This window comes from Suttonella sp. (genome assembly GCF_056855035.1).
This window is the reverse complement of sequence record NZ_JBXGGR010000044.1, coordinates 1-13,882: the sequence shown is the minus strand read 5'-3', so window position 1 is coordinate 13,882 and position 13,882 is coordinate 1. Positions and strand designations below refer to the sequence as shown.

General features: G+C 49.9%; 15 protein-coding genes. 6 read left to right on the top strand and 9 right to left on the bottom strand.

Going from position 1 to position 13,882, the window contains the following annotated elements; all coding sequences use genetic code 11:
• Nucleotides 1–2 precede the first annotated feature (2 nt).
• On the bottom strand, nucleotides 3–623 hold the full coding sequence (locus tag ACJHVI_RS04235) for a thiol:disulfide interchange protein DsbA/DsbL (RefSeq protein WP_483183383.1): 621 nt from the start codon (nucleotides 621–623) through the stop codon (nucleotides 3–5).
• Between the two features lie 135 nt (nucleotides 624–758).
• Here ACJHVI_RS04235 and hemB point away from each other — a divergent pair, with 135 nt between their 5' ends.
• The 5 genes from hemB to ACJHVI_RS04210 are packed head-to-tail and all read left to right on the top strand — an operon-like array spanning nucleotide 759 to nucleotide 5,260.
• Nucleotides 759–1,775: a porphobilinogen synthase gene (gene hemB, locus ACJHVI_RS04230; protein WP_483183382.1), complete on the top strand. Its 1,017-nt coding sequence runs from the start codon at nucleotides 759–761 to the stop codon at nucleotides 1,773–1,775.
• Nucleotides 1,772–2,548, top strand: coding sequence for a shikimate dehydrogenase (gene aroE, locus ACJHVI_RS04225; RefSeq protein WP_483183381.1), 777 nt, complete (start codon nucleotides 1,772–1,774; stop codon nucleotides 2,546–2,548). The genes hemB and aroE overlap by 4 nt, the downstream gene beginning before the upstream one ends.
• A complete protein-coding gene (gene apbC / locus ACJHVI_RS04220) occupies nucleotides 2,545–3,597 on the top strand; it encodes an iron-sulfur cluster carrier protein ApbC (protein ID WP_483183379.1) in 1,053 nt (350 codons plus the stop codon). Before aroE ends, apbC begins: the two co-directional genes overlap by 4 nt.
• 2 nt (nucleotides 3,598–3,599) lie before the next feature.
• Nucleotides 3,600–4,166 (top strand): dCTP deaminase, encoded by a 567-nt coding sequence (gene dcd, locus ACJHVI_RS04215; RefSeq protein WP_483183378.1) that lies wholly within the window; start codon nucleotides 3,600–3,602, stop codon nucleotides 4,164–4,166.
• A 2-nt stretch (nucleotides 4,167–4,168) separates the two neighbouring features.
• Complete coding sequence (locus tag ACJHVI_RS04210; protein WP_483183377.1) at nucleotides 4,169–5,260, top strand: endonuclease/exonuclease/phosphatase family protein; 1,092 nt, start codon at nucleotides 4,169–4,171, stop codon at nucleotides 5,258–5,260.
• A 47-nt stretch (nucleotides 5,261–5,307) separates the two neighbouring features.
• On the opposite strand, the gene ACJHVI_RS04205 is transcribed toward ACJHVI_RS04210, so the two are convergent.
• The 6 genes from ACJHVI_RS04205 to ACJHVI_RS04180 form a co-directional block, all read right to left on the bottom strand.
• Nucleotides 5,308–7,350, bottom strand: a complete 2,043-nt coding sequence (locus ACJHVI_RS04205) for a suppressor of fused domain protein (protein WP_483183376.1) — start codon at nucleotides 7,348–7,350, stop codon at nucleotides 5,308–5,310.
• 4 nt (nucleotides 7,351–7,354) lie between these two features.
• Nucleotides 7,355–7,522, bottom strand: a complete 168-nt coding sequence (locus ACJHVI_RS04200; RefSeq protein ID WP_483183375.1) for a hypothetical protein — start codon at nucleotides 7,520–7,522, stop codon at nucleotides 7,355–7,357.
• Nucleotides 7,523–7,594: 72 nt separating this feature from the next.
• Nucleotides 7,595–8,467, bottom strand: coding sequence for a DUF368 domain-containing protein (locus ACJHVI_RS04195; protein ID WP_483183374.1), 873 nt, complete (start codon nucleotides 8,465–8,467; stop codon nucleotides 7,595–7,597).
• Nucleotides 8,457–9,317: a hypothetical protein gene (locus ACJHVI_RS04190; RefSeq protein WP_483183373.1), complete on the bottom strand. Its 861-nt coding sequence runs from the start codon at nucleotides 9,315–9,317 to the stop codon at nucleotides 8,457–8,459. Before ACJHVI_RS04190 ends, ACJHVI_RS04195 begins: the two co-directional genes overlap by 11 nt.
• Nucleotides 9,317–10,576, bottom strand: coding sequence for an HlyC/CorC family transporter (locus ACJHVI_RS04185; RefSeq protein ID WP_483183372.1), 1,260 nt, complete (start codon nucleotides 10,574–10,576; stop codon nucleotides 9,317–9,319). Before ACJHVI_RS04185 ends, ACJHVI_RS04190 begins: the two co-directional genes overlap by 1 nt.
• 14 nt (nucleotides 10,577–10,590) lie before the next feature.
• On the bottom strand, nucleotides 10,591–11,385 hold the full coding sequence (locus tag ACJHVI_RS04180) for a cytochrome C assembly family protein (protein ID WP_483183371.1): 795 nt from the start codon (nucleotides 11,383–11,385) through the stop codon (nucleotides 10,591–10,593).
• Nucleotides 11,386–11,504: 119 nt separating this feature from the next.
• Between ACJHVI_RS04180 and ffh the strand changes: the two genes are divergently transcribed.
• Nucleotides 11,505–12,863, top strand: coding sequence for a signal recognition particle protein (ffh, locus tag ACJHVI_RS04175; RefSeq protein WP_483183369.1), 1,359 nt, complete (start codon nucleotides 11,505–11,507; stop codon nucleotides 12,861–12,863).
• Nucleotides 12,864–13,235: 372 nt separating this feature from the next.
• On the opposite strand, the gene ACJHVI_RS04170 is transcribed toward ffh, so the two are convergent.
• Together ACJHVI_RS04170 and ACJHVI_RS04165 are read right to left on the bottom strand one after the other, a co-directional pair.
• The gene (locus ACJHVI_RS04170; protein ID WP_483183368.1) at nucleotides 13,236–13,739 is read right to left on the bottom strand and encodes a hypothetical protein; all 504 of its coding nucleotides are present in this window, start codon (nucleotides 13,737–13,739) and stop codon (nucleotides 13,236–13,238) included.
• A gap of 8 nt (nucleotides 13,740–13,747) precedes the next feature.
• Nucleotides 13,748–13,882 (bottom strand): transposase (locus tag ACJHVI_RS04165; RefSeq protein ID WP_483183397.1); only part of this gene is annotated, 135 nt, incomplete at its 5' end.

Here is a 13,882-nt window from a genome sequence, read left to right as displayed (position 1 = left end):
CCTTATCTGGCTAAGGATTCAATGATGTCGAAGCTGCGACCGTATGCAGATTTACCGTCGCCGGCAGGATGCACGATGTATTTGCCGTTAACGACAAAAGCCGGTACGCCGTCTAAGCCTGTTTTATCGAATAAATTTTCGGCGCGTTGCAATTGCTGCTTCACTTCGAAAGAATTCCATGCTTTGTCGAAATCTTCCGGACTGATGCCGTTGCGGACAAAGAAAGCCTTGATTTCGCTGTCGCTGCCCAACATGCCGCGATTGCGCTCCGTGAAGATTTCTTCAAAATAAGCATCGAATAAATCCAGTTTCAATGCTTTCATGGTGTAATAAGCACGAGCAGGACGCTGCCACATCTCGGAATCGATATAGGCAGGGATGAATTCAAATTCCACGCCCTCAGGGAAACCCTCTTTTAACCAATCGTTTACCGCCGGACGTAGATTATTGCAATGCGGGCAGCCGAACCAGAAAAATTCGATTACTTTAGGTTTGTCGGTCGTTTCGATAGGCGTTTCCAAGACGATATAATCCTGCCCTTCGACGTATTTCAACTGCGCATTGGCGCTAAAAGGCAAAATAGCGGCGGCAAATAAAGCCATCAATGATAATTTACGAAACATGTTAATTCCTTTGTACGGTGTAAAAAAAGCAAATTATAAGCGCTTTTTCGCAAAAACCTAGCCTTGCAACCTTACCGTCAATTTAGCCGACGGCGATGTGCTATAATCCGCGCAATTTTTTCAGGCTGACAGATTATGCAAATTATCCCGACCCACTACCCCGCGACCCGCAAACGCCGCAACCGTTTTAAAGATTTCTCGCGCCGCCTTGTGCGCGAACACCGACTCAGCGCCTCCGATTTGGTGCTGCCGGTCTTTATCTGCGACGGCAATCAGCAACGCCAAGCCATCGCTTCTATGCCACAGATTGAACGCTTAAGCATTGATTTGCTTCTGCATGAAATTGAGACCCTGCTCAGCCTCGGCATTCCGGCAATTGCGCCCTTTCCGCAAATCGAGCAGGCTCATAAAAGCCTTGATGCCGCCTATGCCTATGATGAAAACGGCTTGATACCGCGCGCCATTCGCGCGATTAAAGCGCGTTTTCCGGAAATGGGCATTTTCATGGACGTGGCGCTCGACCCCTACACCAACCACGGACAGGACGGCGTGATTGACGACAGCGGCTACATTATCAACGATGTAACCAATCAAATTCTTGTTAAACAAGCCCTGCTCTATGCCGATTGCGGCGTAGATTACGTTGCGCCCTCCGACATGATGGACGGACGGATTGCCGCTATCCGCGCCGCTTTTGAAAAGGCGGGATTCGTCAATACCGGCATTATGGCGTATTCCGCCAAATATGCCAGCAGCTACTACGGGCCTTTCCGCGATGCCATCGGCTCTGCCGGCAATCTGGGCAAAGCGGACAAATTCACCTATCAAATGGATCCCGCCAACAGCGACGAAGCCCTGCACGAAATCGCGCTCGATATCAGCGAAGGCGCGGATTTCGTGATGGTCAAGCCCGGTATGCCCTATCTGGACATCGTGCGCCGCGCTAAAGAAACCTTTGCCTTTCCCACCGCCGTTTATCAGGTCAGCGGCGAATACGCCATGCTGGAAGCGGCATTTGCCAATGACTGGCTGGATCGCGACAAAGTCACGCTTGAAACATTGCTTGCCTTCAAACGTGCCGGCGCCGACATGATTTTCACCTATCATGCCAAAGCCGCCGCCATCCTTCTCCGCCAACAAGGACAGGCATGACTTACCGCTGCGCCGTTATCGGCAATCCCATCGCGCATTCCCAATCGCCGCAGATTCACGCCGCCTTTGCCGTCCAACACGGCATCGCTTTGCAATACGATAAACTCCTTGCCACAGAGGAAAATTTTACCGCCGTCGTGCAGGACTTCTTCGCCCAAGGCGGACGCGGCTTGAATATCACCCTGCCTTTTAAAGAAAAGGCTTACGCCCTCGCCCAAAGACTCAGTCCCTATGCCCGCACCGCAGGAGCGGTCAATACCTTATGGATGGAAAACGGCGAACTCTGCGGCGACAATACCGACGGACGCGGCTTAGTCCGCGCCCTCTCGCAGCAACACGGCATCGATTTACAGGGCAAGCGCCTCTTATTGCTCGGCGCAGGCGGTGCGGCGCGCGGCGTCATACTGCCGCTTTTAGAAGCACAAGTATCGCAAATCGACATATTGAACCGCAGTCCCGACAAAGCCCGCGCGCTTGCCGGCTTATATGCCGAGCGCGTGGCGGCGGTAGGAAATCCTGCGCAAGGCTATGATCTCATCATCAATGCTACCAGCGCAGGACTCGGCGACAGCGCATTCACGCTATCTCCCGCCACATTACACGAACAAACCCTATGCTATGACATGATGTACGGCAAGCAGACGCCCTTCATGCAATGGGCGGCGGCACAAGGCTGCACGCAGATTGCAGACGGCTATTCCATGCTGGAAAACCAAGCATGGCTTGCCTTTCACATCTGGTTCGGCACAATCATAAAGAAGGACAAAACATGACAATCGAAGCAATCATCCACGGCTTTTTCGACGAAGACAGCGGCTGCACCTTATTCAGCGGCTGCAAAATCAAACAAGAGGGCGAATACATTGAAATCCAATGCGGCTTTTTCCTCAATGCCGATGCCGAACGGCTGAAAAAAGCCCTGCTCGAGCATTTGCAGGCACAGGGCATAAGCGTCGCCAATATTACATTCCTCAGCAAAATTGCCAAACATCAAGTCCAAGCAGGGCTGAAACCGCTGCCCGAAGTGAAAAATATCATTGCCGTCGCCTCCGGTAAAGGCGGTGTGGGCAAATCCACCGTCAGCGTGAATCTGGCGGCTGCTTTAAGTCTGCAAGGCGCCAGCGTCGGCATCTTGGACGCCGATATTTACGGCCCCAGCCAAGCCGTCATGCTCGGCGGCGCGCAACGCCCCGAAACCAAAGACGGCAAAAGCATGGAACCCATCATTCGCCACGGCATGCAGACCCTCTCGATTGGCGATATCGTAGAAGAAAACACTGCCATGATTTGGCGCGGTCCGATGGTTACCCAAACCCTCATTCAGCTGCTTAACGAATGCAACTGGAAAAGCCTCGACTACCTGATTATCGACCTCCCCCCCGGCACCGGCGATACCCAGCTGACGCTCTCGCAAACCATTCCCGTAACCGGCGCGATTATCGTTACCACGCCGCAGGACATCGCCTTATTGGACGTCAAACGTGCCAAAGCCATGTTCGACAAAGTCCGCATTCCCAGCTTGGGACTGGTGGAAAACATGAGCGTCTTCCATTGTCCGAATTGCGGTCATGAAAGCCATATCTTCGGCAATCAGGGCGGCATCGCCCTTGCCGAGCAATACCGACTGCCCGTATTGGCGCAATTGCCGCTCGACATGGCAACCCGCGAACATGCCGACCGAGGTACGCCGATTGTCCTTGCCGAAGCACAAAGCGCCGCCGCGCAAAACTACCGCCGTATGGCATTGCGCAGCGCTTGGGAATTGGCGCAAAAAAGCAAAGAATTCTCGCAAGTCTTCCCCAAAATAGTCATCGAGCGATAAATATGAGCATTAAAAACGACCGCTGGATACAGCGAATGGCAAAAGAACAAGGCATGATCGAGCCTTTCGAGCCGCAATTGATTTCTTCTCGCGAGGGCGAACGCATCATCTCCTACGGCACATCCAGCTACGGCTATGACGTGCGCTGCGCCGACGAGTTTAAAATTTTCACCAATATCAACTCCGCCATTGTCGATCCCAAGCAATTCGATTCCAAAAGTTTTGTGGACGTGCAAAGCGATGTCTGCATCATTCCGCCCAACAGCTTCGCCTTGGCGCGCACGGTAGAATATTTCCGCATTCCGCGCGACATCTTGACCGTCTGCCTCGGCAAATCCACCTATGCGCGCTGCGGCATCATCGTCAACGTCACGCCGCTGGAACCCGAATGGGAAGGACATGTAACGCTGGAATTTTCCAACACCACCCCCCTGCCCGCCAAAATCTATGCCAATGAAGGCGTGGCGCAAATGCTCTTTTTCCAATCCGACGAAGTCTGCGCCACCTCATACCGCGACCGCAAAGGCAAATATCAGGGGCAAACCGGCGTCACGTTACCGCGCACCTAAGCATGTATCTCGGCGCCCAAATTCTCTGCGCATTGCTCGTCTTCATCAGCCTGTGGGGACTGATTCCCTCCAACCGCTGGTGGATACGCGCGGCGGATTTTCCGCGCATTCAAAGCATCGCCATCGGCGGCAGCGCTTTTGCCTCCCTGCTTTGGCATTATGCCCAATGGGAAAGCCCGCAATATATCCTAGCCGCATCCAGTCTGCTGGCGCTTGCCTATGAATCGGCAATGGTTCTGCCTTATACGCCGCTGTGGAAAAAACAAGTGCGCGGCGCCAAAGAAAAACTGCCTGATGCACGCTTGAGTCTATTGGTTTCGAACGTGCTGACACCCAATCAAAACTACCAAGCCCTGCTGGCGCTGATTCAAGCGGAAAATCCCGACATCGTATTAACCTTAGAGAGCGACCATGTTTGGCAGGAGCATTTGGACAGCTTGGACGCCGATTATCCGCACAGCGTTAAAGTGCCGCTGGATAATCTCTACGGTATGCACCTTTATTCCAAATTGCCGCTGATTGATCCGAGCGTGCAATATCTTGTCGTTGAAGATATTCCTTCCATTCACACCCGCATCCGCCTGCGCAACGGCAAAACTGTTTGGCTCTACGGTCTGCACCCCATGCCGCCCAGTCCCACCGAAGCCGATAAATCCACCACGCGCGATGCCGAGCTTTTATTAGTCGGTAAATGTATTCGCGAACGCGATGAGGCGGCAATCTTATTCGGTGATTTGAACGATGTGGCATGGTCACGCACCACCCGCGCTTTCCGCCGCATTTCCGGCCTGCTGGATCCGCGTATCGGGCGCTATTTCGTCAATACCTTCCATGCCAAACTGCCCTTTCTGCGTTGGGCATTGGATCATCTCTTCCACAGTCCCTGCTTCAGTTTGGTCAAAATCCGCCGCCTACCCAAAATCGGCTCCGATCACTTCCCCGTGCTGACGATTTTGCAGTATGAAGCATCCGGCAGCAGCATCCGCCAAGAACAAACCGCCGAAGCCCCCGAACCCGTGCAGGGCGATATTAAAAATCTGCACGAAACCATTCAAGCAGGATTGATTGAAGGCAAAAGAATGGCGGCAGATTAATCTGCCGCCCATAGAAACGGGAGCCTTCGCGCCCATTTTGATATTCTCTAGCTGCCCAAATGCAGCGCCACCACCGGCACGCCGTTATCATCTTGTCCAATCAATTCAATGCCTTCAAAGAAGATATGGTCGCCAAGCTCTTTTCTATACAGGGCATTATTCACCCATTGCAGAAATTCCAGCGCCAGCATTTTGTCGCTTTCGGAGGTCGCGGTAGCGATAATTTCCGCCTGATAGCCTTCCTCGCTGCTGCCGTCGAAAATACTCAAATCAACCGCTTCAAATTCATATAATTCATCAGGATGCTTAAGCCAAGCCGTATAGACGAATTTGACCGTTTTGCTGTTAAATAAAACGGCAAAAAGATTGAAATGACTCAAATCATTGCCGATATAAGCATTATATTCCTGCACCGCCTCCGCAAAACTGTTCAAATAGGCGAAATATTCGCTGCCGAATGCCCAAGCCACCGATTCTAAGGCATGCGGATGGCTGCTTGCCACATAGCCTGCGCAGGTATTAGGGCGATTAGGGTCTAATTCCACAGGGAAAAGGGGCAGCTGAAACAATTTATCCGCCAAGGCATGCGAGCCCTTAGCCAAGCGGTAATCCATTTCGCCGGCATAAATAGGCACAAGACTGATATAGGACACTTCGCGCTCATTGGGCAAATCCGCCACCAAATAGTCGCGCGGATCGTTTTCATCAAAAGCGCTGGCTTTCCATAGCATCACGCCCGTAAAATCGGTGCCGGTCATTTCGCCCAGCGGTATGGTATGCCCCGTATCCAAATAACTGCCGTCAAAAACAAGATTTGCCACTTTACGCAGCCAGTCCTGCGGCGCGGTGTCTTTAGGGTCGCTGCTGTCAGGATTCCACGAGGACGGCAGATGAATCACCAATTCTGTAAAAGGCGGTACAGCCTCAGACATCGGAATCGCGCCTACGCCGCAGGTAATCAAAGCATAGCCGCCGTCATCTTCAGGATCGTCAGGGTCAGGGTAAATCACCAAAATATCGCATTTTGGCAAATCGTCGCTGCCGTCATATTCGGGATCGCGAATGATTTTGCCGACTCTGCCCCAATGGGTTTCGCAGGCGGCGATAAAAGCCGCTTCCTCCTGCGCATCATACAGGGGGCTGAATTGCTCGTTTTCGTATTCATCTATTTGTTTGAGCGCATTTCTTTCGCTGTCGTATCGATAATGCCCTAATTTGAGGCCGCTGCTAATCGAAGTGGCGAAAATGCCTAAATGCCCGATATTGTTCACGGAATAATCTTTCAGCGTTTCCGCCAGCTGAATCTCGACGATTTGACCGATTTCGCCTTCTGCATCAGGATCGGCATTCAAGCAGGCAATACAGTTTTCATCCACCGCAAATAAAGGCAGCCATTTATCGCTGTATAAGGTATTTTTGACGATTCCGCTGTCGAAGAAAGTCGCCTCTGCATTCGTAGGGTCGTCTTCATGATCACGATTATAGACAGGCATCGTGATACTGTGCCAATCTGTGCCGAAATGCCGCTCCAGATAGTCTGTGATTTTTGCCTGCCAAGCGGGAATCTCGGCAAGGGAAATCCAACGTTCTCCCTCAAACAGAAAAGGCTTATCATCTTTTTGTCCTGAAAACATGCGGTGCAAAGCCTTAAAGTCTTCCGGCAATGCTGCTCCGAATTTTTGTTCAAAGGCGAGCAGCTCTTCTTCCGTCGCCGGCTCTCCCAAGCGCTCAAGCAGCGGCGGCGCATATTCGGCAAGGGCTTTTTGCATGAAATAGATTCTGTCGGCAGTGGCGATATTGCCTTGATTGTAAATTTGCACGCAATTGCGGCGCTGATTTTCGGCATTGGCAAGCGCAATACAATCCAAATACATCGGCACCTCATCTTGCGGATAATCCGACATCTCTAAATAGCGCTCGAAATAGGCTTGGGCATTATCCGAATCGCCCAAATAAAAATACGACCAGGCAATGCGGAAATGCCAAGAAGTCAGATCATCTCCCTGCATATGCGGCTTGATTGTCATAAATACCTCAATCGCTTTATGCAGCCAATGGGCATTTTCCCGACATTGTTCCAGCCAATACATATTGTTATAAGCGCGCCAACTCGCTCAGCACTCTGGGTGTTTTCTGCTCATCGCCGAGCGGTTCGACAAAATCAATAATCGCGCGGATTTTATCTTGATCGTCCCAAGCATCGATTTTCTTTAAAATCTGCGATTCGCTCAATTGCGTATTCTTTTTGCCAAACAATCCCATATCAGTTCCTTATGAAAAATTCTTCCTAACAGCCTAGCATAAAGTATTCAAAAGAAATTGGGATGCAAATTTTCAGCGATAAGGTTTGCCCAGATATTCCAGAGTTAATACTGCGCCGGCGCCTAATGCGATAAAAAACAGCGGCACTATGCTTTGCATAAACCAGCCTGCATCGGCGGGCATATGTGTCCAAGGCTGTATTTTGGCTAATGAGCCGATGATAAAGCCCGTCAATGCGGCTAGAGTGATGTCGTGATAATGGGCGAACAAGTATTTTAATATTTGCGCAAAGCTCAGCAGTCCGATGCAGGCGCCGCCGATAAACACGGCGATGACGGTGAGATTTTTATCATGCACCGCACCAATCACAAATTCATAAGCCCCGAACAGAACCAAAATAAAGGAGCCTGAAATGCCGGGCAGAATCATGGCGCAGATTGCCAGCATGGCGCAGAAAAAGAGGTAGGCAAGGGAAATATCGGCAGCAGCTGAGGGCGGCAAATATACGATGATTAAGGCGGCAATGCAGGCAATGGCGGCGGTCATTATTTTTTTGCCGTCCCACTGCGCAATGCTGCGGTATAAAAACCATATGCTTGCCGCCACCAGTCCGAAGAAAAACGCCCAAATCATGACCGGCTGCTGCTGTAGCAAATATTTAATGATGCCGGCTAAGAGAAAAATCGCCGACACGATTCCTGCCAATAAGACGCAGAGAAAATTGCCGTTGACCACCTGCCATAGGGCGGCAAAGCCCTGTTTTTTCCACAGCTGCCACAGCTGCGGCTTAATGGCAGCGATGCTGCCGATCAGCTCTTCGTAAATGCCGGCGATAAGGGCAATCGTGCCGCCCGATACGCCGGGAACGACGTCCGCCGCCCCCATCGCCATGCCTTTGAAATAAATCGCCGCATAATCGCGCAAACGTCTTGTTTTATTTTCCATCGGAGAGTTCCTTTCTATCTGCTTCTGCAATTTGCTGCAAGAGTACCCAGCGCATGATGCGACTCATTTCGCGTTCGTTATAATCCAAAAGCGCCAGATAAAAGGCTTTTTGGAAAGCGCAGCCGCCTTCGGCGATATTGCTGATGACTTCGCCTTCAAATTGCTGATTGAGTTGCGCCAATAATTGGCGGTATTGCCGCGCCGCGCCACGTTGTTCCAAATAGTTCATGCGATGGCGCGCATCCGCACTGCCGAAAGCGCTGAGCATCAAGGCTTGAATAAAACCGGCATTGCGCTGCATAAAATTCACTGAAGCCGCAATGCCTGCTTGATTGTGTTCGCTAAAATCAATATGCCGGCAGGTATCGTCGGCAATGGCGCTTAAGGCATCCGCTTCATTGTAGCGGTAGCGGATATAGCGCATCACGCTGTCTAAGGAGGCATAAGGCAATTCGCGCTGCCATTGCAGCCGTAGCTCGTGCAGGTATTGCATCCAAATCTGTTTGCGGCTTTCTGCCGCCTGACTGCCGCGCGCCTTGGCATGGCGTACGTCTTGGGCAAAGCTGTTGTAAATTTGCGGTCGGTGCGCGCGCATCACATCGACTAAGGGCATCTGCATCAGTTGCTGATTCAGGCGCGATTGTGCATAGGCTTGATACAGCAGGGGAATACACATCAGCAACAGCAAAGATAAAACAATGGTGCTGATTTGCATAAAGCGTTTTTCTTCCGGCACGCTGAGCATTTCATTATCGGCATCAATATGTCTTAGACGCAACAGCCAAACGGCGCGCACAATGCCCCATGCCAAGAGCGGCATCAGCAGCATAAGCAATAAAATAAGCCACATCAGCGGTCTTCTTCCTGCGGCAGCAGCTCGATTTCGCTTTGCTCGACAATGCCGTTGGCAAATGCTTTCACGCGCACGATACAGCCTTCCAAGGGTACTTCCGTGCCGACTTTGGGAAAATTGCCCAGCGTTTCGATGATCAGACCCGATAAGGTATTTGGGCCGTCCAAAGGCAGACGCAGCCCCAGTTCGCGGTTTAGCACGCGCAGGCTAATCCCGCCCTGCACGTCATAGCGATGCTCGGCAAGCGCCACGATTTCCGGCGTCGCTTCTTCGGTTTCGCTGATGTCGCCGACGATGTGGGTCAGGATGTCTTCTAAAGTTACCATGCCCTGTATATCGCCGTATTCGTCCACCACTAAGCCGGCGCGCTGTTTTTGCTGGCGGAACAGCAGAAGCTGCTGGCGCAATAAGGTGTGTTCGGGAATAAATACGCAGGGGCGCATGATGTCTTTGATCGCCTCCGCATTAAAGCGATTGTCGCGGTACAGGGAAATAATGTCGCGCAAATGCAAAATGCCTTCCACTTGGTCTAAATGGTCGCGATACACCACCAATCGGCTGTGCCGCGTTTGATGGATTTGTGCGCTAATGTCTTCCCAGCTGTCATTCAAATCGATGCCGACAATATCTTGGCGCGGCACCATGACTTCGTCCACCGTCGCGTCTTCAAGCTCTAAGACGTTAATCAACATGTCTTGGTCGCCCGATGCGCTGGGCGGCACGGCGGTCATAACGATGGTTTTCAGCTCTTCATTGGTCAGCAAATCTTTGTTATTGCTTTGACTGTCTATACCAAAAGGCTTGAATAGGCAGGCAATAATGCGATTTAGCACCCACACGAGGGGATAAAGCACGGCTACCAAGAACAATAAGACGCGCGATGCCGGCATGGCAATGCGTTCGGGCATAATCGCCGCCAGCGTTTTAGGGGCGATTTCGGCAAAAATCAGCACGATAACGGTTAGGCTAATGGTAGCAACCAATACGCCGTAATCGCCGAATAAACGCAAGCCCAAGATTGTACCCAAAGAAGTCGCCAAGATATTGACGAAATTATTGCCGAGCAAAATCGTGCCCAACAGGCGGTCGGGACTTTTCAGCAGTTTTTCGGCGCGTTTTGCCGCCGCATCGCCTTCTTCAACGCGGTGCTTCAGGCGGTAGCGGTTCAAAGACATCATTGCCGTTTCAGAAGAAGAAAAGAAGGCGGAGCAGCACAAACACAAGAACAGAATGAACAGCAATAAACCGGTCGGCATTCCTTCCACGATGGTTACCCTTTACTGATAATAAATTGAAGAATCACATTACTCACCACATAGCCCGTCAGCAAAATGCCGTATGCCGTTAATGACCAATAAATCAACAAGGTACTATGCCGGCGTTTCGCATAATAAGACCACAGGACCCAAGCGTAAACCGCGGCGGAACACATCGTCAGCACCGTTTTATGCCACAGATGCTGGGCAAACAGATTGCTGACGAACATCCAGCCGCTAAGCAAAGCAAACATCAAAATTGCCCAGCCGATTAATGTGTAATACATGCTCAAACGCTCCAGATACGCCAAAGCCGTCATTTTTAAATTGCGCAGCCGCTTTTTCTTCAGGCGGTTGAAAAAATAGAGATAAAGCAGGCTATGAATCAGGGCGATGCTCAGCACCGTCCAAGCGGCGATTGAGAGCAGAATATGCCAAATCAAGCCCTCGTTACTGGCATGAAGAAAAGGTTTGCTGCTATGCAAGAGCGCGGAAATAAAGACTAATACGGCATTAATCAGACTAATCATCACGCCGCCTAAAGCCATTTCAGGACGGCGAAGCCAGAAAAAGGACAAACAAGACAGCGTCCAAGCGAAAATAGACACCACATTGAAAATCGAGAGATTGATGACCGCATTGCCGCCGGCAGAGACAGTTTTAATCAGCAGAAAAGCATGCAGCTGGCAGGCGAGAAATAATAATGCCATCGCCCACAAATAGCTGAATTTCGCTTTTGCGCTGGCAAAAAACGCTGTTCCGGTAATAAGATAGATGCCAATAACGAGTAAGGGCAGCCAGAGCTGCATAGTAAATCCTGATAATTGCGATACAACTGGTTATAATACACCAATGTTTTAGGTAAAGGCATGGGATTTGGCAAATTTCTTGCTCCTTAACCTATGTAAATTCTTACAGAGGAAATCACATGTTTGAAAGTTTAAGCGAGCGCCTGCAAGGGACGATTAAAAAACTGCGCGGACAAAGCCGCATCAGCGAAGACAACATCAGCGACGCGCTGCGCGAAGTGCGCATGGCATTGATCGAAGCGGACGTAGCTTTGCCGGTGGTCAAAGACGTCGTCGAAAGCATCAAAACGGCCGCCGTCGGACAAGAAGTCAGTCAAAAACTATCGCCTGACCAAGCCTTTATTAAAATCGTTCAGGCAGAGCTTACCCGCATTATGGGCGAGGAAAACGCCACACTGAATTTAGCCACCCAGCCGCCGGCGGTTATCCTGATGGCGGGCTTACAAGGTTCGGGCAAAACCACTTCCGCGGCAAAACTGGCGCGCCGCCTCATCAATGAGAAAAAGAAAGTCGCATTGGTTTCTGCCGACATTTACCGCCCTGCCGCGATTCAGCAATTGGCGACCCTTGCCGAGCAAGTAGGCGCAACCTTCGTACCTTCCGAAACTTCCGAAAAAGCCACCGATATTGCCAAACGCGCCCTGTCTTTCGCCAAATTGCAGCAATTCGACGTATTGATTGTAGATACCGCCGGACGCCTGCACATCGACGATGAACTCATGGCGGAAATCAAGGCGATTCACAGCACGGTAAACCCGATTGAAACCCTGTTTGTGGTTGATGCCATGACCGGACAAGATGCCGCCAATACCGCCAAAGCTTTCCATGATGCCCTGCCGCTAACCGGCGTAGTGCTGACGAAAATTGACGGTGATGCACGCGGCGGTGCCGCCCTGTCTATCCGCCACATTACCGGCAAACCGATTAAATTCTTAGGCGTGGGCGAGAAAACCGAAGCCTTGGAAGCCTTCCACCCCGAACGCATTGCTTCGCGCATTTTGGGCATGGGCGACGTCTTGAGTTTGATTGAAGACATCGAACACCAAATCGATCAGCAAAAAGCGGAAAAATTAGCGCGCAAAATGGCGAAAGGCAAAGATTTCGACCTTGACGATTTCCGCGAACAATTACACCAAATGCTCAATATCGATATGGATAAAATGCTGGAACGCATTCCCGGCATGAGCAAAATTCCTCAGGAAATTAAAAATCAGCATTTATCGCCGCAGAAAATCAAGCGTCAAGAAGCGATTATCTTATCCATGACCATGGAAGAACGCCGCAATCCCGACATTATCAAAGGTTCGCGCAAAAAACGCATTGCGGCAGGCTGCGGACTGGATGTGCCGGAAGTGAACCGTTTGCTCAAGCAATTCAAAGAAATGCAAACACAAATGAAAAAATTCCGCAGCGGCAAAATGGCGAAAATGCTGCAACGCCACGGACCGATGCAAATGGGCAAACTGCCGTTTAAATAATCGACGCTCTCATGCAAAAAAAAGTCCTAGTATAGTCGATTCATGGCAAAATTAATCACTTTTCAATTGGGTAGGTCGGATACTTGTATCCGACATTACTTAAAATATCAATTTGTCGGATTCAAGAATCCGACCTACTTCTTTATAAATTAGTAGATTAGGAATTTATACCCAATACAATTCGTCATGGCGTATGCCTTAAGGCATGAACGCCTAAACTAAGGTTAAAAATATAATGTTCGTATTTGCCATGAATTGACTATAAAATGGCTCTAGACTAGCAGAATCATTCTGTTAGTCTAGAGCCTAAACAAATGCGACTCGTTAAAACGATCGATTTTTTCAGCTTTAATATCAATATAGTCGAAGAATTCAAAAACTGATACAAAGTGGCGAGTTGCATACGTTAGAGAAAGTACGGAAAAGTGAACCGAAACTGTAACTTTTTTTAAATTCTTTGACTATATCCGCCAGATCGGATGATTGATTTTTAGCTTGAATATTGGCGTTATATCCTTCAATTCTTAATAGTTCAACAATAAGGCGCTCTACACCATTGCCGCCGGCAGATAACCGAGTATTGCCTGATGTGATAGAATGAAGCAATTCTTGCTTAAATGCTTCTTTTTTGATTTCTTCTTGTTCCAAATAAGCGGAAGTGGCTTGATAAGTACCTTTTTCTTTCAGAGAGATAATAATTTTTTCAATTTCTTCCTGAAAATCATGCAAACGCGCGATTGCTTTTCTGATTTTTAAGCGGCTAGACAAACCTTCGGAAAGATCGTTTCTGGGAATACGGATAATTTTACCGTCATCATTGCAGAAAAAATCAACCGATACCTGATTGCAGGCATTAACATTAGCAAATTCAGGCACAAATATACTCACCAAACCCTAAAATAACACTTAAAACCTTCTTCGATTGTATCAAACTCTGACAAATGACTTCTAAGCCATCTCTTAATCGTTGCCCAAGTTTGCTCTATTGGATTTAGCTCAGGTGAGTAAGGTGGTAATGG